We start from the raw sequence: 20,289 nt of genomic DNA on the forward strand, positions 1-20,289 counted from the left end.
ACACGGCTCGTCCTTTCGAGGGTGTGTGGTGCAGGGATGGAGCTGGGCCGGGCTACCCCTTGACCGCGCCGAGCATCACGCCGGACACGAAGAACCGCTGGACGAAGGGGTAGACCGCGAGGATCGGCAGGGTGGTGAGCACGATGGTCACGGACTGGATGGTGGCCGCCGCCTGCACCGCGTCGGACTCGGCGACACCGCCGGCCGACTGCGCCCCGGTCGCCCCGGCGATGAGGTTGCGCAGGTAGACCGTGACCGGCAGCAGGTCCTGCTGGTCCAGGTAGAGGAACGCGGTGAACCAGGAGTTCCAGAAGGACACCGCGTAGAACAGCAGCATCGTCGCGATGATCGCCTTGGACAGCGGCAGCACGATCCGCAGCAGGGTGCCGTACGTGCTCAGCCCGTCGACGGCGGCGGCCTCCTCCAGCTCGACCGGCAGGCTCTCGAAGAACGCCTTCATCACCAGCAGGTTGAACACGTTGATCGCGTTGGGCAGCACCACCGCCCAGATGCTGTTCTTCATCCCCAGGCTGGTGATCAGCACGTAGTTGGGGATCAGCCCGCCGGAGAAGAACATGGTGAACACGGCGATCCCGACGAGCACCCCGCGCCCCTTGAGCTGGTGCTTGGACAGCACGTACGCGTAGCAGGTGGTCAGCACGATCGAGATGGCGGTGGCCACGACCGTGTAGACCACGGTGTTGCGGTAGTTGGTCCAGAACATCGGGTCGGACATCACCAGCCGGTAGGAGGTGAGGTTGAAGCCCTGCGGGACGAGGTTGACCCGGCCCGCGATGATCGGCGCCTCGTCGCTGAGCGACCGGGCCACGATGTTGACGAACGGGTAGAGCGTCACGATCACCACGAGGGTCAGCACGATCCCGTTGACCGCCTGGAACACCCGGTAGCCCCGGGTCGGGCGGATCCCGGGCCGGCGGCGGGGACGCCGGACTGCCGGGGTCTTCGGTCCGGCCGTGCCGGGTGCCACGGTCACCACAGGCTCGTCCCCACCGTGCGCCGGGAGATGGTGTTGGCGCCCAGCACCAGGATCAGCCCGATCACCGCCTCGAACAGGCCGATGGCGGCGGCGTAGCTGAAGTTGCTGGACTCGAAGCCCAACCGGAACAGGTACGTGGAGATCACGTCGGCGGTCGGGTACGTCAACGGGTTGTACAGCAGCAGGATCTTCTCGAACCCGACCGCCATGAAGGTCCCGATGTTGAGGATCAGCAGGGTCACCATCGTCGGCCGGATCCCCGGCAGCGTGACGTGCCAGGTCTGCCGCCAGCGGTTCGCCCCGTCGATCCGGGCCGCCTCGTACAGGTTCTCGTCGATGGTGGTGAGCGCCGCCAGATAGAGGATCGTCCCCCAGCCGACGGTCTGCCAGACCTCCGAGGAGACGTAGATGGCCCGGAACCAGCCCGGCTGTTGCAGGAACGGCACGGCGTCGCCGCCGACCCCCCGGATCACCTGGTTGACCGAGCCGTCGATCGACAGCAGCTGCATCACCATCGCCGCCACGATCACGATGGACAGGAAGTGCGGCAGGTAGGACACCGACTGGACGAACCGCTTGAGCCGCCGGGTGCGGACCTCGTTGAGCAGCAGCGCCAGCACGATCGGCAGCGGGAAGCAGAACAGCAGGGTCAGCATGCCCAGCACCAGGGTGTTGGTGAACACCTGCCAGAAGGTCGGGTCGGCGAGGAAGAGCCGGAAGTACCGCAGGCCCACCCAGTACTCGCCGAACACGCTGCCGCCGGGGGTGAACCGGCGGAAGGCGATCACGTTGCCGAGCATCGGCAGGTACCGGAAGACGAGGAAGAACACCAGCGGCAGGACGGCCAGCGAGTAGAGCTGCCAGTCCCGGCGCAGCGCCCGCCCCCAGGATTGGCGGCGGCGCCGTCGCGACGGCGGGGCGGTGGCCGCCGGGGCCGGCCGAAGCGTCTCGGATGTCATGCCGGGCCTCCTATCCGGCGTGCCGGCCGGTCGTGGCGGGCTCGACCCGCACCGAGGTGAGCAGTTGCCGCCGGACGCCGACCTCCCGCTCGACGCCGGTCAACCGCAGCGGCACGACCGCCGCCGGGTCGCCGCTCGAACGGCCGAGCCGCAGCTCGACGTCGCCGGGTTCGACGATGCGCCGGCCGTCGCGCCCGACGAACGACGCGACGTCGGCCGGTACCACGAAACTGACCTGCGCCGACGCGCCGGGGTCCAGCGGCACCCGGGCGTAGCCGACCAGCCGGACCACCGGGCGGGTGGTCTGCGCGACCGGGTCGTGCAGGTAGAGCTGGACCACCTCGGTGCCGGCCCGGCCCCCGGTGTTGCGCACGGTGATCCGGACCGTCGTCTCGCCGTCGACCGGCCAGGCCGGCGGTCCACCGGCCGCGGTGCCGCCCGACGCCACCGGGTCGGACCACGCGAAGGTGGTGTAGCTCAGCCCGTGGCCGAACGGGTACGCCGGGGTGGGGTCGATCGAGGACACCTCGGAGCGCCGGCCCAGCGGCGGCGTCAGGTAGGTGCCCGGCAGGCCACCGGCGTCGCGCGGAACGCTGACCGGCAGTCGCCCGGACGGGTTCACCGCACCGGTGAGCACCTCGGCGAGCGCCTGCCCGCCGCGCTGGCCGAGGAAGAACGCCTGGACGACGGCGGCGGCCCGGTCGTACTCGGGGCCCAGCGCGTAGGGTCGGCCGGTCATCAGCACCAGGACCACCGGGGTGCCGGTGTCGAGCACGGCCCGGACCAGTTCCGCCTGGACGCCGGGCAGCCGCAGGTCGGGTGCGTCGCAGCCCTCGCCGGAGGTGCCTCGGCCGAACATGCCGGCCCGGTCGCCGACGGCGAGCACGCAGACGTCGGCCGCCGCGGCGGCGGCGACCGCCGCGGCGATGCCCGTGGTGTCGTCGCCGGTGATGGCGCAGCCCGGCTCGTGCACCAGTCCGGGAACCCGTCGGGCGAGTTCGTCGTGCAGCGAGGGCAGGTCGATGCCGAGCCCGTGGTCGGGGTGCCGGACGCCGACGTGGTTGGGGAAGGAGTAGCAGCCCAGCAGGGCCATCGGGTCGTCGGCGACCGGCCCGACCAGGGCGACCCGGACGTCGCTGGCCAGCGGCAGCACGCCGTCGTTGCGCAGCAGCACCACCGACTCGCGGGCCAGCCGCACCGCTACGTCCCGGCTGGCCTCGTCGTCGAGCCGTGCCTCTGCCAGGTCGTCGGGCAGTTCCCGCCAGTCCTCGTCGAGCAGCCCGAGTTCGATCTTCTGGATCAGCACCCGGCGCAGCGCGCGGTCGATCAGCGCCTCGTCGATCTCGCCGGCCCGGACGGCCGCCACCAGCGGCTCGCCGAAGGCGTCCACGGTGGGCAGCTCCACGTCGATGCCGGCCCGCAGGGCGAGCCGGGCGGCGTCGGCGGCGTCGCCGGCCACCCCGTGCAGGGTCTGCAGGAAGCGCACCGCGAAGTAGTCGGCGACGACGGTGCCGGTGAAGCCCCACTCGTCGCGCAGCAGCCCGGTCAGCAGGCCCTCGTCGGCGGCGGCGGGCACGCCGTCGATCTCGGCGTACGAGTTCATCACCGAGCGGGCACCGCCGAGGCGCAGGGCCATCTCGAACGGCGGGAGGATCACCTCGGCCAGTTCCCGGCGGCCCATCGACACCGGGGCGAGGTTCCGGCCGCCCCGGGAGGCGGAGTAGCCGGCGAAGTGCTTGAGGGTGGCGACGATGCCGGCCCGTTCCAGACCCCGCACGTACGCCGCGCCGGTCGTCCCGACCAGGTAGGGGTCCTCGCCGATGGTCTCCTCGGTACGCCCCCAGCGGTAGTCCCGGGTGACGTCGAGCACCGGGGCCAGTCCCTGGTGGACCCCGACGGCGCGCATCGACCGGCCGATCCGGCCGGCCATCTCCTCGACGAGTTCCGGGTCGAAGGAGGCGCCCCAGCCCAGCGGGGCCGGGTAGACCGTGGCCCGCCAGGCGGCGAAGCCGGTGAGGCACTCCTCGTGCACCTGCGCCGGGATGCCGAACCGGCTCGCGGCGGCGATCTGCGCCTGGGAGGCGGCCAGCGAGCGCGCCCCGACGACCGGGTCGACGGGCGCGGTGCCGAAGGGGCGGGTGAGCTGGCCGAGGCCGTGCCGGATCAGGGTGCTCCAGGGCGGGCCTTCGGCGATCATGTCGGCCTGGTGCGGGGCGACCCCCTCACCGGAGGCCTCCGCGCCGACCCAGACCCCGACGAGCTGGGCGATCTTCTCCTCCACCGACATGAGCGGGACCAGCGCGTCGGCCCGCTCCGCGGGGGAGCGTCGGCGGTCGCGCCAGGGCAGGGTGTCGCGTCGTGCCGGGCCCTCGTCGACGGGCACCTGACTTCTCATGCCACACCCCTCACCTTCGACCGCTCCCCCGTCCCGCGCTGCGCCGCACGGCAGGCGACACCGGGGAGGGCTCGAAAATTTCGTAAACAGCGCGTTACCTTTTTCGGCAACTTAGGAGGGACCGCCGGGGCATGTCAAGGGGCTCAAATCGGATATGTGTCAGCGTTCCTCCCGGAAGGTGCATTCACCCCCGTCGAAATGCTCTATCGATATCCGTCTCGCTTTTCCGGTTGGACATGCTAGAGTCCCTCGAAACTTTCGGAAGCGCCCGGTGAGGCTTCGATGACCGCGTCCCGCCCGCTCACCCCCCAGGCCTCGGCCACCATCGCCACCATCGCCGAAGAGGTCGGCGTCTCGGTGGCGACCGTCTCGAAGGTGCTCAACGGGCGCGCGGACGTCGCCGCCGAGACCCGGGCCCGGGTCGAGGAGAGCCTCGAACGGCACCGCTACCGCCGCCGCATCCGCCGCCGCTCGCTCGGCACCGACCAGATCGACCTGGTCTTCCACGAGTTCAACTCCGGCTGGGCGATGGAGATCATGAGCGGGGTGGAGGCGGTGGCCTCGGCCGCCGGCCTCGGGATCGCCATCTCCCAACTCGACGGGGCACACCGGCCCGCGCCGCGTCGGCTGGACGCCCTGGTCGCCCGGCGTCCGCTGGGTCTGCTCTTCGTGCTCTGCCACCCGACCCCGCCGCAACAGCTCCTGCTCACCGAGCACCACATCCCGTTCGTGGTCGTCGACACCGACAGCGCCACCTCGGCCTCGGTGCCGACCGTCGGCTCGAACAACTGGAACGGCGGCCTGCTGGCCACCCGGCACCTGATGGAGCTGGGGCACCGGCGGATCGCGGTCATCTCCGGGCCACGGGACGTGCTGTGCAGCCAGGCCCGGGCCGCCGGTTTCCGCTCCGCCCACGACGAGGTCGGCCTGCCCCTCGACGCCGACCTGGTGCGCTACGGCAGCTTCTACGTCGACGGCGGACACACCCACGGACTGGAGCTGCTGGCCGGGCCGGACCGGCCCACCGCGATCTTCGCCGGTTCGGACCTCCAGGCGATCGGCGTGCTCCGGGCCGCCCGTCAGCTCGGCCTGCGGGTGCCGGTCGACCTGTCGGTGATCGGGTACGACGACCTGCCGGTCGCCGGCTGGACCGACCCGCCGCTGACCACCGTGCACCAGCCCCTGCGCGACATGGCCGGCACCGCCACCCAGATGCTGCTGGAGCTGGCCCGGGGCAACGCGGTGGCCACCAGCCGGATCGACCTGGTGACCGAGCTGGTCGTCCGGGAGAGCACCGCGCCGCCGGCCGCCGGCCGGCACTGACCCGACGAGGAGCCCATGACCCCGCACGACGAACTGCGACGGTACGCGCCGAGCGTCGTCGAACCCGCCGACTTCGACGCGTTCTGGCGGAGCACCCTCGACGCGGCGCGCAGCCGACCGGTGCTCGTCGACGTCCAGCCGTACCGGACCGGCCTGCGCCTGGTCGACACCTGGGACGTCACCTTCGCCGGTTTCGGCGGTGACCCGGTGCGGGCCTGGTACACCCGCCCGGCCGGGGTCGACGCCCCGCTGCCCGCCGTGGTCGAGTTCGCCGGTTACGGGCGCGGGCGGGGCCTGCCGCACGAGCGGCTGACCTGGCCGGTGGCCGGATACGCGCACCTGCTGATGGACAACCGGGGCCAGTCCGGGCTGCACGGCGCGGGCGACACCCCCGACCCGCACGGCGCTCCCGGTGGACCGTGGCCCGCCACCTGGGGCATCCTCGCCCCGCACGACTACCACTACCGCCGGCTGATCACCGACGCGGTGCGCGCGGTCGAGGCCGTCCGCGCACTGCCCGGGGTGGACACCGACCGGGTCGTGGCGGCCGGCAACAGCCAGGGCGGTGGGCTCGCCCTGGCCGTCGCCGGGCTGCGCGACGACCTGGCGGCGCTGCTGACCACCGCGCCGTTCCTCTGCGACGTCCAGCGTGGGATCGAACTCACCGACGCCGCCCCGTACGGGGAGATCGCCCGGTACCTGGCGGTGCACCGGCAGGCGGAGGAGGCCGTCCGGCACACGCTGTCCTACGTCGACGGGGTCACCTTCGCCCGGCGGGCCACCGCCCCGGCGCACTTCGGCATCGGGCTGCGGGACAACGTGTGCCCGCCGAGCACCGGCTTCGCCGCCCACAACCAGTACGGCACGGCGAACGGCCGGGCCGAGCGGCCCGCCCTCCAGCTGCACGCCTACCCGTTCAACGGCCACGAGGGCGGCGAGGCGCTGCACGTCGGGCGGCAGGTGCGCTGGCTCGACGCGCTGCTGCGGCCCACCGCGCACCCGGCGGGCTGACGGCCGGCCGGTGCCGCCGGCCGGGCCACGCGCCGGCACCCGACGACCGGGACCACCCATCCTGACATCGTCGCGTACCGATCTGTTGCCGATGTTAGCGATAACACGATATGGTGCACCCGGCGGGAGCGCAGGGCACGTTCCCCGCCGTGCCTCACCGGTCTGTCCCCTTCGGGGAGTCGGTGGCCGTCGGCACGCGGCATCCAGGACCGTCGACGAGTCCGGGTTCCTGGTCGTCGCGCACGGCGCACCTCGCCCGTCGCCCCAGGGAAGCCGCCGGGACACCGCTGTCGGCCCGCACCGGTGAGCCGACAGCCGAGGTACCCCCTCGTCCACGAGCCGGGCGAGACGGCGCCGTTCCGGGACGACCGCCGTGCTGCACCGCCCGCACCGCGCACCCGCGCGCCACCACAGGGAGTTTCCATGAGCAGCACGAGCTGCCCGCATTCCGGCCCGTCCCCGTCCGACCGCCGCCGATCCCCCACCGCCGGCCCGCCCGGCACCGACCGGACCACCCTCGCCGGCGCCCGGCTGACCCCCATGCGTCGGGGTCTGCGCCTGCTGGGCCTGGCCACCGCCGCCCTCGTGGCCGTGGTCGCCGCCGGCTCGGTGGTGACCGCGCCCGCGAGCGCCGAATCCAACGGCGGGGTACGGGTGATGCCGCTCGGTGACTCGATCACCGACGGCTTCAACGTCCCCGGGGGCTACCGGATCGAGCTGTGGCAGCGGCTGGTCGCCGACGGCTACCGGGTCGACTTCGTCGGCTCGATGTTCAACGGCCCGTCCAACCTGGGCGACCACGACCACGAGGGCCACTCCGGCTGGACCATCTCCCAGATCGACGCCAACGTGGTGAACTGGCTGCGCACCACGACCCCGCGTACGGTGCTGCTGCACATCGGCACCAACGACATGTACAACGCCTCCGGCGCCCCGGCCCGGCTCTCCACCCTGATCGACAAGATCACCAACACCGCCCCGAACGCGGACGTCTTCGTCGCCACCATCATCCCGCGCAACGGCACCGAGTCGGCGGTACGCACCTTCAACGCGGCGATCCCCGGGATCGTGCAGAGCAAGGTCAGCGCCGGCAAGCGGGTGCACCTGGTGGACATGTTCAGCGCGGTGGGCACCGGCGACCTCGCCGACGGCATCCACCCGAACGCCACCGGCTACCGCAAGATGGCCACCACCTGGTACAACGCGCTGCGGGCGGTGCCGGGAAGCCTCGGCGGCAACACCCCGACCACCCCGCCGACCACCGCCCCGCCGACCACCCCGCCGCCGACCACGCCCCCGCCGACGACGCCGCCGCCCACCACGCCGCCGCCGACCACGCCGCCGCCCTCGGCGGGCTGCCGGGTCGCGTACACGGTCAACGCCTGGAACTCCGGGCTCACCGCCTCGATCAGCGTCACCAACACCAGCAGCACGACGGTCAACGGCTGGGCGCTGGCGTTCACCCTGCCCGGTGGGCAGACCATCACCAGCGGGTGGAACGCCACCTACTCGCCGACGAGCGGTGCGGTGACCGCCCGCAACGTCTCCTACAACGGCACCATCGCACCGAACACCTCGGTCGACGTCGGCTTCCAGGCCGACCACACCGGCAACGCCGGTCGACCGTCCTCGTTCACCCTCAACGGCACCGCCTGCAGCGTCGCCTGATCCGCCGTCCGGCACCGGTGCCCGGCACCGGTGCCGGACGTTCCTCGACCACCGACTCCCACCACCCCCAGTAGGAGTACCGCATGCGACTCACCAGAACGTTGCCCGCGCGGCTGTTCCTGGCCGCCGGTCTGATAGCCGCCGGAACAGCCGTCGCCCTCCCCGCCGAGGCCGCGGCGGCGGGCTGCGCCGTCGACTACACCGTCTCCTCCGAGTGGGGCGGCGGCTTCGGCGCGAACGTGGCCATCACCAACCTCGGCGACCCGATCGACGGCTGGACGCTGACCTGGTCGTACGGGGCCGGGCAGCAGGTCACCCAGGCGTGGAACGCCACCGTCACCCAGTCGGGAGCCGAGGTGACCGCCCGCAACGTCAGCTACAACGGCGCCATCGCCACCGGCGCCAACGTGTCGTTCGGGTTCAACGGCTCGTGGAACGGCAGCAACCCGAAGCCGACCAGCTTCACCCTCAACGGCACGGTGTGCACCGGCGGTACGACCACCCCGCCGCCCACTACACCCCCGCCCACCACGCCGCCACCGACCACACCCCCGCCCACCACGCCGCCGCCCACCACACCCCCGCCGACCACGCCGCCACCGACCACACCCCCGCCCACCACCCCGCCGCCGGGTCAGTGGCCGCCCTCCTCCACCTTCGCCAACCCGGTGCTCTGGCAGGACTTCGCGGACATCGACATCCTGCGGGTGGACGACACCTACTACTACTCCGCGTCGACCATGCACTACTCCCCCGGCGCTCCGGTGCTGCGCTCCTACGACCTGGTCAACTGGGAGTTCGCCGGCCACTCGGTGCCCAAGCTCGACTTCGGCCAGAAGTACGACATGACCGCCGGGCGTGGTTACGTCCGGGGCATCTGGGCGTCGTTCCTGGGCTACCGCAAGAGCAACAAGACGTTCTACTGGGGCGGCTGCATCGACTTCAACAAGACCTACATCTACACCGCGCCGTCGGCCGAGGGGCCGTGGACCCGGCACACCACGCTCGACCAGTGCTACTACGACGCCGGTCTGCTGGTCGACGACAACGACACCATGTACGTCGCGTACGGCAACACGAACATCAGCGTCGCCCAGCTCTCCGCCGACGGGAAGACCCAGGTCCGCTCGCAGCAGGTGTTCACCACCCCGTCGAACGTGGGCACCCTGGAGGGTGCCCGGTTCTACAAGCGCAACGGCAGCTACTACATCTTCCTCACCCGGCCCGCCAACGGGCAGTACATCCTCAAGGCGTCCAACCCGTTCGGGCCGTACACCATGCAGCAGGTGCTGCTGAACCTGCCCGGACCGATCGCCGGCGGCGGCGTGCCGCACCAGGGCGGCATGGTGCAGACGCAGAACGGGGACTGGTACTACATGGGGTTCGTGGACGCCTACCCCGGCGGCCGGGTGCCGGTGCTCGCCCCGGTCACCTGGAACTCCAGCGGCTGGCCCGTCCTCCAGCTGGTCAACAACACCTGGGGCGCGTCGTACCCGTACCCGAACGTGCCCCGGCCACCCCGCCAGGTCAAACCCATGATCGGGACGGACACCTTCGCCGGCACCACCCTCGGCCCGCAGTACGAGTGGAACCACAACCCGGACAACACCAAGTGGTCGGTCAACAACGGGCTGCGGCTGCAGACCGCCACGGTGACCAACGACCTGTACAACGCCCGTAACACGCTGACCCACCGGATCCAGGGTCCACGGTCCACGGCGACCATCGAGCTGGACTACTCCACGATGCGCGACGGTGACCGCAGCGGCCTGGCGATGCTGCGCGACCAGTCGGCCTGGATCGGCGTCCGCCGCGACAACGGCGCGACCCGGGTCGCCGTGGTCAACAACCTGACCATGGACAGCAACTGGAACACCACCAACACCGGCACCGAGGTCGCCGGGGTTGGCATCTCCGGCGGGAAGATCTGGCTACGGATCAACGCGGACATCAGCCCCGGCTCCGGCCGGCAGGCCCGCTTCTCCTACAGCACCGACGGGGTGAACTTCACCTCGCTCGGCCCCGCGTTCACCCTCAACAACGCCTGGCAGTTCTTCATGGGCTACCGGTTCGCCATGTTCAACTACGCCACCAGCTCGCTCGGTGGCGCGGTGACCGTCCGGAAGTTCGACCTGGCCAAGTCGTAGGACCCGTCCCTCCTCGCCGGCCGACCACCCCCGTGGTCGGCCGGCGAGGCGTATCCCCCACCTCCGACAGGAGCATCCCCGTGTCCGCCTCACACCACCCCCGGTCGGCCGTCCCGCCGTACCCGCACCCGCCCGCCACCGCACCCCGCACCGACCCGCCGCCCGCCCGCCACTCCGGCCGGGCCCGGACGGCGGCGCTGCTCGTGCTGACCCTGCTGGCCACCCTGCTGACCGCCGCCGCCCCGGCCGGGGCGGCCCCCGCCGTGCGGGTCACCAACCCGCTGGTCGCGCAGCGCGCCGACCCGCACATCGTCCGGCACACCGACGGCTACTACTACCTGACCGCCACCGCCCCCGAGTACGACCGGATCGTGCTGCGCCGGGCCACCACCCTCCAGGGCCTGTCCAGTGCCCCGGAGACCGTCATCTGGCGGCGGCACACCAGCGGGATCATGGGCGCGCACATCTGGGCGCCGGAGATCCACTTCATCGACGGCCGGTGGTACGTCTACTTCGCCGCCGGCGCCACCGACAACGTCTGGGCGATCCGGATGTACGTCCTGGAGGGCACCGGGGCGAACCCGTTGACCGCGAGCTGGGCGGAGAAGGGGCAGATCCGTACCCCCTGGGAGACCTTCGCCCTGGACGCCTCGACCTTCGTCACCAACGGGGTGCGCTACCTGATCTGGGCGCAGGCCGAACCGGGCATCGCCACCAACTCCAACCTCTACATCGCCCGGATGGCCAACCCGTGGACGCTCAGCGGCGCACCGACCCGGATCGCCGTGCCCACCCTGGAGTGGGAGATGCGCGGCGGGGTGAAGGTCAACGAGGGGCCGACCGTGCTGCAACGCAACGGCCGGATCTTCCTCACCTACTCGGCCAGCGCCACCGACGCCAACTACTGCCTCGGTCTGCTGACCGCCTCGGCCGGCAGCGACCTGCTCAAGGCGTCGTCCTGGGTGAAGTCGCCGCAGCCGGTCTTCACCAGCAACTCCGCCACCGGCCAGTGGGGGCCGGGGCACAACTCGTTCACCGTCTCCGAGGACGGGCTCAGCGACATCCTCGTCTACCACGACCGCAACTACCGGGACATCAGCGGTGACCCGCTGCGCGACCCCAACCGGCGGACCCGGGTCCAGAAGGTCTACTGGAACGCCGACGGCACCCCCAACTTCGGCATCCCGGTGCCCGACGGGGCCACCCCGGTCCGACTGCGGTCGGACAACCTGCCCGACCGGTTCGTCCGGCACTGGGAGTACCGGGCCCGGCTGGAGGCGAACGTGACGAACCTCGCCGACTCGCAGTTCCGTCTGGTGCCCGGCCTGGCCGGCGGCAACACGGTGTCCCTGGAGTCCACCAACTTCCCCGGCTACTACCTGCGGCACCGCAACTGGGAGGTGTGGGTCGAGCGGGACGACGCCTCGTCGACGTACCGCGCCGACGCCAGCTTCGTGCAGCGGACCGGCCTGTCGAACCCCGCCGGGGTGTCGTTCGAGGCGGTCAACTACCCCGGCCAGTACCTGCGGCACAGCGGTGGTCTGCTCTACCTGCGGACCGTCGCCGACGCCACCGGCAACGCCGAGGCCACCTTCGTGCTGGAATGAGCCGTTTCCCGTCGGGCCGGGTCGGATGCCCGGCCCGACGGGCCGGCGGGTCGGCGGACGGCGGACGGCGGGGCGGGATAGCGACCGGCCTACGACCCGCCGGGCCGGTCGCTACCGGACCCGGCGCATCCAGCCGTGCCGGTCCTCGGCCCGACCGGCCTGGATGTCGAGCAGGTGCCGCCGGAACTCCCGGGTGTGCCTGCCCGGCGTCCCGTCGCCGACGGCGAGGGTGAAGTCCTGGTTCTTCAGGCCGATGATCGGGGTGATCACGGCCGCCGTGCCCGCCGCGAAGGCCTCCGTCAGCGACCCGTCGGCGAACCCGGCGCGCAGCTCGTCCAGGTCGATCGTGCGCTGCACCGGCTCCAGCCCGTGCTCGGCGGCGAGGGTCAGCACGCTGTCCCGGGTCACCCCGTCGAGGATGGTGCCCAGCCCGGGGGTGAGCAGCCGGTCGTCGCGGGTCACGAAGAAGACGTTCATGGTGCCGGACTCGTCGATGCTGCGCCGGTCCTCGCCGCCCAGGTAGAGCACCTGCTCGCAGCCGTGGTCCAGGGCCTCCCGCTGCGGGGCCAGACTCGCCGCGTAGTTGCCGCCGCACTTCGCCGCGCCGGTGCCCCCGATCGACGCCCGGCTGTAGGTGGTGCTGACCCAGAGCGTGACGCCGGTGACCCCGTTCGGGAAGTACGACCCGGCCGGGCAGGCCAGCACGCAGTAGGTGGCCTGCCGGGCCGGGCGCACCCCGAGGAACGCCTCCGCGGCGAACATGAACGGACGCAGGTAGAGGCTCTGCTCACCCCCGTACGGCGGCACCCAGGCCTCGTCCGCGCGGACCAGCGCGGCCACGCTCTCGACGAAGGTCTCCTCGTCCAGCTCGGGCAGGACCAGCCGGCGGGCGGACGCGGCGAACCGGCGCGCGTTGAGTTCCGGGCGGAACAGCCAGATGCTGCCGTCGGCGTGCCGGAAAGCCTTGAGCCCTTCGAGGATCTCCTGCGCGTAGTGCAGGACCGCCGCGCCGGGGTGGAGGGTGAACGGCTCCAGCGCGCCCACCCGGTGGTCGTGCCAACCGGCGTCCGCCGACCACGCGGCGGTCGCCATGTGGTCGGTGAAGTACCGGCCGAAGCCGGGGTCGGCGAGGATCTCCTCCCGGGTCCGCGGCGGGGTCGGGTGGTCGGTGGGGACGAACGGGAACTGCGCGGTCATCCGGGCTCTCCTCGGGGGGTGTCGGTGCACACGACGACGCGTCGCCGCACGTCGCTGCCCCATCATGTCCTGACAGGACGGTCATGTGGGGGCGGGCCACGGGCGACCCGGGACTCCCGGGCACGGTCGACCATGGCCCACTCGCACGAACGCGCCGCCCGACCGGAGCAGGTCGGGCGGCGCGTCCGGGTGGTGGCTAGCGGACCGCGGGAATCCGCAGGACGCCCACCTCGCCGACGTTGCCGGCCACGTCGACCGCGCGGTAGCGCACCCCGTGGGCCTGGTCGTCCAGCGGCACCGGCCCGGTCCAGGTGGTCCACTCCCCACCGTCGAGCCGGTACTCCAACCGGGCCACCCCGGAATCGGTGTCCCGGCCGGTGACGACCAGCGTGCGGTCGACCAGGGCCGCCCCGGCGGTCGGCGCGACCCGGTCCACCCGCACCGGCACCGACCACGGCTCGCTCCAGAACAGGTTGACCCCCTGGGCCCGGTACTCGATCGTGTGCCGGCCCGCCGGCAGGGCCACCGGCTCCCGGTACGGGAACCAGCCTCCCCCGTCGATCTGGTACTCCACCAGCCTGATCAGTTCGCCGTGGGCCAGGGTGAGGGCGGCGTTCGCGCCGTACCACCCGTCGGCGCCCGGGTCGGTGATCCGCAGCCGGGGCTGCCCGCCCCGGTAGCGCAGCGGCTCGACGCCGCTGAGCGTGGGCACCACCGGGATGATGGTGCCGTCGTCGGCGAAGTACAGCCGGTCGATGGTGGTCTCCCGGTGGGTGCCGTCGCCGCCCGGGACGGCGAACCGGTGGTACGCCACGTACCAGTCGTCGGTGCCCGGCACCTGGATGATCGAGTGGTGCCCGGTGCCGAGGATGCCCTGGCCCGGGTCCTTGCCGAGGATCTCCCCCCGGCTGGTGAACGGCCCGAGCGGGCTGCTGCCCGTCCCGTAGCCGACCCGGTAGTTCTCGCTGCCGGTGTCGTCGATCGACCAGGACAGGTAGTACACGCCGTTGCGCTTGTTCAGGAACAGGCCCTCGCGGAAGCCGGTGAGCCCGGTCAGCCGGACCCGCCGGGCGACGTCGTACGAGATCATGTCGTCGTTCAGCGGGACCACGTACGGGGTGCCGTTGCCCCAGTACAGGTAGCTCTTCCCGTCGTCGTCGGTGAAGACCGCCGGGTCGATCTGCTGGGCGTTGCCGTAGTCGGCCTTGCTGACCAGGGGCCGGCCGAGCGGGTCGACGAACGGCCCGAGCGGCGAGTCGGCCACCGCGACGCCGATGTTCTGCTGGGCCGAGAAGTACAGGTAGTACTTCCCGTTCTTCTCGATCGCGGCCGGCGCCCAGGCGTTGGTGTCCGCCCAGCTGATGTCCGGCCCGAGGTCGAGAATGGTGTCGTGGGCGGTCCAGTCGACCAGGTTGCGGCTGGACCAGACGGTGAACGTCGAACTGCTCCAGCCGGGGAAGCCGTCGGTGGTGCCGTAGATGTAGTAGGTGTCGCCGAACCGGACGATGTTCGGGTCGGCGTTGAAGCCGGGCAGCACCGGGGTGTTCATCGGCACCGCCCGGACCGTCCAGACCCGGGTGGCCCCGGCGGCGCTGGTGACGGTGACCGCCACCGGCCGGGTGTAGTTGCGTGGCCCGGCGGGCCTGACGGTGGAGGTCGGCGCCACCAGGTAGCGCGGGGCGAGGCTGGTCAGGTCGGTGCCCGGCCGGACCGGCAGGGTGATCGTGCCGGCGGCGGCGTCCACCACGGCCGGAACCTTGAGGCTGTCGAGTTCGACGGCGACCACGCTGGTGCCGTTGCTGCCGAGCGCGGCGACCTCGGCGTCGCTGAGCGCCCGGTTGTAGAGGGAGAAGTCGCGGATCCGGCCCTTGAGGTAGCGGTCGCTGGCGTACTGGGAACGGCCCAGGTAGTTGGCGGTGGTCCGACCGCCGCCGATGTCGCCGGGGGCGACGGTCAACCCGGTCTTCTCGGCCACCCGCACCCCGTCCAGGTAGAGCCGGGCGGTGCCGGCCCGGTTCAGGGTGTACGTCAGGGTCTTCCACGCTGCCCGGGGCAGCGCCCGGCCGCCGGTGACGGTCTGCTCGCCGGTCCAGTTGCCGAGGCTGATCGAGGTGCGGTAGTCGTTGCCGGTGGTGAACAGGTAGCCGTTGCCGACGCCGGCGGCGTCGGTGTTGCCGAGTCCCCAGACGAAGTACGGGGTGGCCTGGTCGGCGGCGATGTTCACGTCCATCGACACGGTGATCTCGTCGAGGCCGGACATGATGTTGTCGGGCAGGTCGACGTGGCCGTCGGTGCCGCCGAGGGTGAGGCTGCCGGCGTCCCAGCGGGCGTCGCCGGCCAGGGTGGCGTGGTGGCCGTTGCCGGAGTCGTCGGTGACCGTGCCGCCGGTGGTCTGGTCGAGCCGGTAGTGGGCCACCACCCCGTCGGCGTTGGCGCTGACCGGCGGCGGCGCGTCGGTCAGCGCGTCGAGTTCGGCGCGGGTGACCGGGATGACGGTGCCGTGCCGCGGGCTGGCCGGCAGCCGGTAGGAGGCGGGCACCTTCCAGTCCGGCCTGGCCAGGTCGTCGGTGCCCAGCGGGATGTAGCCCCGGCCGCCGTACTCGTCGACGAAGAGGTAGTACCGCGAGCCGGAGGTGTCGCCGGGGTTGGCCTTGAACACGGTGGGGCCCTCCACGGCGGAGGTGCCCGCGTCCCGGCCGATGCACGAGTCGAGCATCGTCCAGGCGGGTCGGCCGGGCAGGTCGACGGCGGTCAGCGAGGGGGACTTCTCCTGGATGATGTCGGAGCAGCCGGTGCCGCCGCCGCCCTCGTCCTTGGTGAACCGGTAGTAGGTGTCACCCTCGCGGATCATCGTGGAGTCGATCCGGGACTCGCCCCGGTCCTGCCAGACCGTCGCCGGGCTGAACGTGACGAAGTCGCGGGTGGTGGCGGCCAGCATCCGGTTGTACGTGTTGCCGGTGTGGCCCGGGTCGTTCTCGGCGAACAGCTTCGAGGCCCAGAAGACCAGGTACTCGCCGCGCTCGGCGTCCCAGTACGCCTCCGGCGCCCAGGTGTTGCCGGCGGTGGGCGGGGAGACCTCGACGTGCCGCTGCGCCGACCAGTTCACCAGGTCGGTGGACTCCCACACCTCCAGGTAGCGGCTGCCCCGGCGCTGGGCGGCGTCCCAGTCGCCGTTGCGGCCGATCGACAGGTCGGTGGCGATCAGGAAGAACCGGTCCCCCTCCGGGCTGCGGATCAGGAACGGGTCGCGCAGGCCCAGCGTGCCGTGGGTCGACTCCAACCTGGGCTGGCCGCCGTTGACCTCGGTCCACTGGAGGGCGTTGTTGCCCCGGCTGGCGGCGAAGTAGATCTTCTCCCCGGCGATCGAGTTGCCGGTGAAGTAGCTGAACGCGTAGCCCGCGTAGGGCGCGGGGGCCGGCAGTTCCCGGACGGTCAGCGCGATGGTCCGTTCGGCGGTGGCGCTGCCGACGGTGACCGTGGCGGTCACCGGCACCGTCGTGTCGCCCGTGCCGTGCGCGGGACGACGCACCACGCCGTCGGCGGTGACCACCTCCGGTCGGGCCGATCGCCAGCGGACCGTCGCGTCGTGCCGACCGGTGGTGGGCATGGTCAGGTTGCCGCGGACGTCGTCGGCGTGCACCAGGGACAGCGCGGCGGCGGCGGACTCGGCCCGGGTCTGGTCGGACTCCTCGGGTCGCACGATCGCGGCGACCTCGGCGGCGGTGAGCGCCCGGTCGTAGATCCGGAAGTTGGCCACCCGTCCCTTGAGGAACCGGTCGGTGGCGTAGGTGGACCGACCGAGGTGGTTGCTGGTGGTGACGCCGTTGCCGACGGCGCTGGGCGGCACGGTGACGGCGGTGTTGCGGGCCACCTGCACGCCGTCGGCGTAGAGGGTGCCGGTGGTGCCGGTCTGGGTGTAGGTGACCGACTTCCACACCCCCCGGGTCAGGTTGCCGCCGGTGCCGGTGACCTTCTCGCCGGCCCAGTTGGTGGTGGTGATGCCGGCGCGGAACGCGTCGCCGCTGGCGAACAGGTAGCCGGTGCCGGCGGCGGAGGTGGCCGGGTTGCCCAGGCCCCACAGGAAGTACGGGGTCTGCTGGGTCGGGTCGACCATGACGTCGACCGCGACGGTGAGCGACGACCGGCCGGCGAGGATGTTGTCCGGCAGCTTGACGTGGTCGTCGACGCCGTCGAGCAGCAGCCCGTCCGGGCCGGTCCAGGTGCCGCCGCCGACCAGGGTGCCGTCGTTGCCGTGTCCGGAGGCGTCGGTGACCGTGGTGCCGGTGCGCTGGTCGAGGTCGTAACGCAGCAGCAGGCCGGCGGTGACGTCGGCGGCTGCCGCGTCGGCCGGTGTCGCCACGGCGGGGGTCAGCGCGGCGAGGAGGGTGAGCAGGGTGGCGGTGGCGAGGGTACGGGTGCGGCGGGGGGTGGGGGTGGTGTGGTGGTCCCGGGGAACTGCTGAGCGCATGGGGGATTCCTCGGTGTCATGTGAGCGTTAACAGGCTGGAATTGTCAGCGCAACAAACAGACCCCGTCAAGGAGACGAACCCCGCCGCTGCGCTGCGCTCACAACCGCTCACCGCCCGGCCACCCGACACCCGCCCCGACCCCCGTCGAGCGACCGGAACCGCCCCGGCGGACTACTTGATCCTGCGGGTGGACCGGACCACGATGTCGGCGTACTCCGGGTGCCGGCCCAACCAGTCACTGAGGAACGGGCAGATCGGCACCACCGTCCGCCCCCGGGCGCGGGCGTCGTCCATGACCGCGCGGGCCAGCGTCGAGCCGACCCCCCGGCCCTCGAAGGCCGGATCGACCTCGGTGTGCGTGTAGGCGATGATGGCGCCGGTCAGCTGGTAGGTGACCAGCCCGGCCAGCGCACCGGTCTCGTCGCGCGCCTCGAACCGCTCCCGGTCCGGCGCGTCTGTCACAGTCAACTCCACCGGACCATCCAAACACGCCGGACGCGGGGGCAGCGACGAACGCCCGCAGGGGGCTGACGGTGCACTGGGGTCGTCGGCGGAAATGACCGTCGGTCACGACGGTGGGTGGGCTAGAGTCCCGCCGCATGGACGGCACCACGCTCCGCACCCCCCGCCTTCACCTGCGCCCGGTACGCGACGGCGACGTCGACCGGCTCCTCGAGTACCGCAACCTCCCCGAGGTCACCTACTGGCTGCTGCGCACCGAGGTGGAGCCGGCGGCGTTCCGGGCGGCCTGGCGGCGGGCGGCGGCGGACCCCGACGACCACAGCATGGCGGTCACCCTGGACGACCGGCTGATCGGCACCGTCTCGCTGGAGCTGCTGGACGGGATGGGGCAGCCCGGCATGCCGACCCGCACGGAGGCCGCACTCGGCTACGTCTTCGACCCGGCGCACCGGGGCCACGGCTACGCGACCGAGGCGGTCGTCGCGGTGCTGGCTCACGCGTTCACCGGGTTGGGGGTCCGCCGGATCACCGCCGGGTGCTTCGCCGACAACCTCGCCTCGGTGCGGGTGCTGGAGAAGGTCGGGATGCGCCGGGAGCAGCACGGCGTCGGTGACTCCTGGCACGCCGAACGGGGCTGGGTGGACGGCTACACCTACGCGCTGGACGTCGACACGTGGCGCAGCGCAGCCCGTCGGTGACCACTCACGGCGTGTGCGGCGGCCGGGCCTTCTGCGGGTGGAGCGTCTCCTGGCGGGCCAGCATCGCGACGAACTCGTCGATCTTCCGCTCCCGGGTCTGCGCCCGTTTGACGGCGTTGAGGCGGTGGGTGAGCGCGAACCGGTTGGCACTGGTCAGCACGTCGAACATGGCCTGGGCGGCGGGGTCGGCGGCGATGGCGGCGAGCAGGTCGGCGGGTACCTGCGACTCCGAGGGCGGGGCGTAGGCGGCGGCCCACCGCCCGTCGGCCCGGGCGGCCGCCACCGCGGCGCGGCCCGAGGGCTGCATCCGGCCCTGCTCCTCCAGCCGGGCCACGTGGGCGACGTTGCGTTGCGACCAGGAGCTGCGTGCCCGGCGGGGGGTGAACCTGATCCAGGAGCTCTCCTGGTCCCGCTTGCGGGCCTGCCCGTCGATCCAGCCGAAGCACAACCCCTCGTCGACCGCCTGCTGCCAGGTCAGGGTGGTGACGGTGCCGCCCTTGCGGGTCAGGGCGAGCCACACGCCGGGTGAGGTGTCGTGGTGGGCCGTCAGCCAGGCGCGCAACGCGTCCGCGTCGGCAACGATCAACTCGTCCAGTTCCGCGCTCACCATGCCGGCAGGTTAGCCGCTACCGGTGACATTCCCACCCGGTCCGGTGCCTCGTCGGCCGGTCGACGTAGCCGCCCACCCGCGCCGCACCGGGCCGGCCGCCGGGACGCGGGCCGGTCGGGTCCGGTTCACCGGCCGGGTACCCGGAGACCGTCGACCAGGACGGCCAGCAGGCGCGGCCCCCGGCTGTCGAGTTCGGCGTCGTCCACCCGGGAGAGCCAACCGATCAGGACGATGACGTCCCGGGCCTCGACGTCGGCGCGGATGCTGCCGGCCGAGCGGCCGGCGGCGAGCAGCAGCTCCACGGCTTCGCCGATCGGGCCGAGGCTGTGCGCGGCGAGGTCACGCCAGGTCGCCGCCTCGACGGCCGCGAACACGTCCCGCTTGACCCGGGCGTAGGCGGCCACCCGGTCGAACCAGGCGGCCAACGCCGCCACCGGCGGGTGGGTGGCCAGCAGGCGCGGGGCCGCGGCGACCAGGTCGTCGACCTCGTTGCGGTACACCTCGACGAGCAGGTCCTCCCGGGTGGGGAAGTGCCGGTACAGGGTGCCCTGCCCGATGCCGCAGGCCTTCGCCACCGCGTTGAGTTTCAGCTCGCCCGGTTCGTGCACCAGGTCGCGGGCCGCGCGCAGGATGCGGTCGCGGTTGCGTCGCGCGTCGGCGCGGGACGCCGCCGCGCCCTTGACAGAAGCGGACACGTGTCCGCTAAGCTCGTCGGGGTAACCGGACATGTGTCCACTCTACCCTGA

General features: G+C 72.2%; 14 protein-coding genes. 6 read left to right on the forward strand and 8 right to left on the reverse strand.

What is annotated here, in order from left to right; genetic code table 11:
- Positions 1-52 precede the first annotated feature (52 nt).
- Genes GA0070623_RS05885 through GA0070623_RS05895 form a run of 3 tightly spaced genes read right to left on the reverse strand, consistent with a single transcriptional unit; the run spans position 53 to position 4,351 of the window.
- Positions 53-994 carry a carbohydrate ABC transporter permease gene (locus tag GA0070623_RS05885; RefSeq protein WP_231932683.1) on the reverse strand — a complete coding sequence of 314 codons (942 nt, stop codon included), beginning with the start codon at positions 992-994 and terminating at the stop codon, positions 53-55.
- Positions 991-1,956 (reverse strand): ABC transporter permease, encoded by a 966-nt coding sequence (locus GA0070623_RS05890; RefSeq protein WP_067305792.1) that lies wholly within the window; start codon positions 1,954-1,956, stop codon positions 991-993. The genes GA0070623_RS05885 and GA0070623_RS05890 overlap by 4 nt, the downstream gene beginning before the upstream one ends.
- Before the next feature lie 10 nt (positions 1,957-1,966).
- Positions 1,967-4,351, reverse strand: coding sequence for a beta-xylosidase/alpha-l-arabinosidase (locus GA0070623_RS05895; RefSeq protein WP_067305795.1), 2,385 nt, complete (start codon positions 4,349-4,351; stop codon positions 1,967-1,969).
- Positions 4,352-4,633: 282 nt separating this feature from the next.
- On the opposite strand from GA0070623_RS05895, the gene GA0070623_RS05900 reads away from it, so the two are divergent.
- From GA0070623_RS05900 to GA0070623_RS05920, 5 genes are all read left to right on the forward strand, one after another.
- Complete coding sequence (locus GA0070623_RS05900) at positions 4,634-5,674, forward strand: LacI family DNA-binding transcriptional regulator (protein ID WP_067305798.1); 1,041 nt, start codon at positions 4,634-4,636, stop codon at positions 5,672-5,674.
- 15 nt (positions 5,675-5,689) lie between these two features.
- Positions 5,690-6,685 carry an acetylxylan esterase gene (locus tag GA0070623_RS05905; RefSeq protein ID WP_067305802.1) on the forward strand — a complete coding sequence of 332 codons (996 nt, stop codon included), beginning with the start codon at positions 5,690-5,692 and terminating at the stop codon, positions 6,683-6,685.
- A gap of 540 nt (positions 6,686-7,225) precedes the next feature.
- Positions 7,226-8,353 carry a cellulose binding domain-containing protein gene (locus GA0070623_RS05910; protein ID WP_067305805.1) on the forward strand — a complete coding sequence of 376 codons (1,128 nt, stop codon included), beginning with the start codon at positions 7,226-7,228 and terminating at the stop codon, positions 8,351-8,353.
- Between the two features lie 83 nt (positions 8,354-8,436).
- The gene (locus tag GA0070623_RS05915) at positions 8,437-10,500 is read left to right on the forward strand and encodes a family 43 glycosylhydrolase (protein WP_089003923.1); all 2,064 of its coding nucleotides are present in this window, start codon (positions 8,437-8,439) and stop codon (positions 10,498-10,500) included.
- An 80-nt stretch (positions 10,501-10,580) separates the two neighbouring features.
- Positions 10,581-12,107, forward strand: a complete 1,527-nt coding sequence (locus GA0070623_RS05920; RefSeq protein ID WP_084261608.1) for a family 43 glycosylhydrolase — start codon at positions 10,581-10,583, stop codon at positions 12,105-12,107.
- Positions 12,108-12,218: 111 nt separating this feature from the next.
- On the opposite strand, the gene GA0070623_RS05925 is transcribed toward GA0070623_RS05920, so the two are convergent.
- The 3 genes from GA0070623_RS05925 to GA0070623_RS05935 all read right to left on the reverse strand — a co-directional run bounded on the left by GA0070623_RS05925 (position 12,219) and on the right by GA0070623_RS05935 (position 18,235).
- Positions 12,219-13,304 (reverse strand): branched-chain amino acid aminotransferase, encoded by a 1,086-nt coding sequence (locus tag GA0070623_RS05925; RefSeq protein ID WP_067314880.1) that lies wholly within the window; start codon positions 13,302-13,304, stop codon positions 12,219-12,221.
- Between the two features lie 196 nt (positions 13,305-13,500).
- Positions 13,501-17,772, reverse strand: coding sequence for a family 43 glycosylhydrolase (locus GA0070623_RS05930; protein WP_089003924.1), 4,272 nt, complete (start codon positions 17,770-17,772; stop codon positions 13,501-13,503).
- A 172-nt stretch (positions 17,773-17,944) separates the two neighbouring features.
- A complete protein-coding gene (locus GA0070623_RS05935) occupies positions 17,945-18,235 on the reverse strand; it encodes a GNAT family N-acetyltransferase (RefSeq protein ID WP_231932684.1) in 291 nt (96 codons plus the stop codon).
- A 137-nt stretch (positions 18,236-18,372) separates the two neighbouring features.
- On the opposite strand from GA0070623_RS05935, the gene GA0070623_RS05940 reads away from it, so the two are divergent.
- A complete protein-coding gene (locus tag GA0070623_RS05940) occupies positions 18,373-18,933 on the forward strand; it encodes a GNAT family N-acetyltransferase (protein ID WP_067310579.1) in 561 nt (186 codons plus the stop codon).
- A 4-nt stretch (positions 18,934-18,937) separates the two neighbouring features.
- Here GA0070623_RS05940 and GA0070623_RS05945 read toward each other — a convergent pair whose 3' ends face one another.
- Positions 18,938-19,543, reverse strand: a complete 606-nt coding sequence (locus tag GA0070623_RS05945; RefSeq protein ID WP_067310582.1) for a YdeI/OmpD-associated family protein — start codon at positions 19,541-19,543, stop codon at positions 18,938-18,940.
- 125 nt (positions 19,544-19,668) lie between these two features.
- Complete coding sequence (locus tag GA0070623_RS05950) at positions 19,669-20,271, reverse strand: TetR/AcrR family transcriptional regulator (RefSeq protein ID WP_084261404.1); 603 nt, start codon at positions 20,269-20,271, stop codon at positions 19,669-19,671.
- Between the last annotated feature and the right edge of the window lie 18 nt (positions 20,272-20,289).

Source organism: Micromonospora rifamycinica (assembly GCF_900090265.1).
Classification (GTDB): Bacteria; Actinomycetota; Actinomycetes; order Mycobacteriales; family Micromonosporaceae; genus Micromonospora; species Micromonospora rifamycinica.

What these genes read in the sequence shown, in the direction of transcription:
- GA0070623_RS05890 (WP_067305792.1), bottom strand. Translation starts at nt 1,956, where the DNA reads ATGACATCCGAGACGCTTCGGCCGGCCCCGGCGGCCACCGCCCCGCCG.
- GA0070623_RS05895 (WP_067305795.1), bottom strand. Translation starts at nt 4,351, where the DNA reads ATGAGAAGTCAGGTGCCCGTCGACGAGGGCCCGGCACGACGCGACACC.
- GA0070623_RS05900 (WP_067305798.1), top strand. Translation starts at nt 4,634, where the DNA reads ATGACCGCGTCCCGCCCGCTCACCCCCCAGGCCTCGGCCACCATCGCC.
- GA0070623_RS05905 (WP_067305802.1), top strand. Translation starts at nt 5,690, where the DNA reads ATGACCCCGCACGACGAACTGCGACGGTACGCGCCGAGCGTCGTCGAA.
- GA0070623_RS05910 (WP_067305805.1), top strand. Translation starts at nt 7,226, where the DNA reads ATGCGTCGGGGTCTGCGCCTGCTGGGCCTGGCCACCGCCGCCCTCGTG.
- GA0070623_RS05915 (WP_089003923.1), top strand. Translation starts at nt 8,437, where the DNA reads ATGCGACTCACCAGAACGTTGCCCGCGCGGCTGTTCCTGGCCGCCGGT.
- GA0070623_RS05925 (WP_067314880.1), bottom strand. Translation starts at nt 13,304, where the DNA reads ATGACCGCGCAGTTCCCGTTCGTCCCCACCGACCACCCGACCCCGCCG.
- GA0070623_RS05930 (WP_089003924.1), bottom strand. Translation starts at nt 17,772, where the DNA reads ATGCGCTCAGCAGTTCCCCGGGACCACCACACCACCCCCACCCCCCGC.
- GA0070623_RS05940 (WP_067310579.1), top strand. Translation starts at nt 18,373, where the DNA reads ATGGACGGCACCACGCTCCGCACCCCCCGCCTTCACCTGCGCCCGGTA.
- GA0070623_RS05945 (WP_067310582.1), bottom strand. Translation starts at nt 19,543, where the DNA reads ATGGTGAGCGCGGAACTGGACGAGTTGATCGTTGCCGACGCGGACGCG.
- GA0070623_RS05950 (WP_084261404.1), bottom strand. Translation starts at nt 20,271, where the DNA reads ATGTCCGGTTACCCCGACGAGCTTAGCGGACACGTGTCCGCTTCTGTC.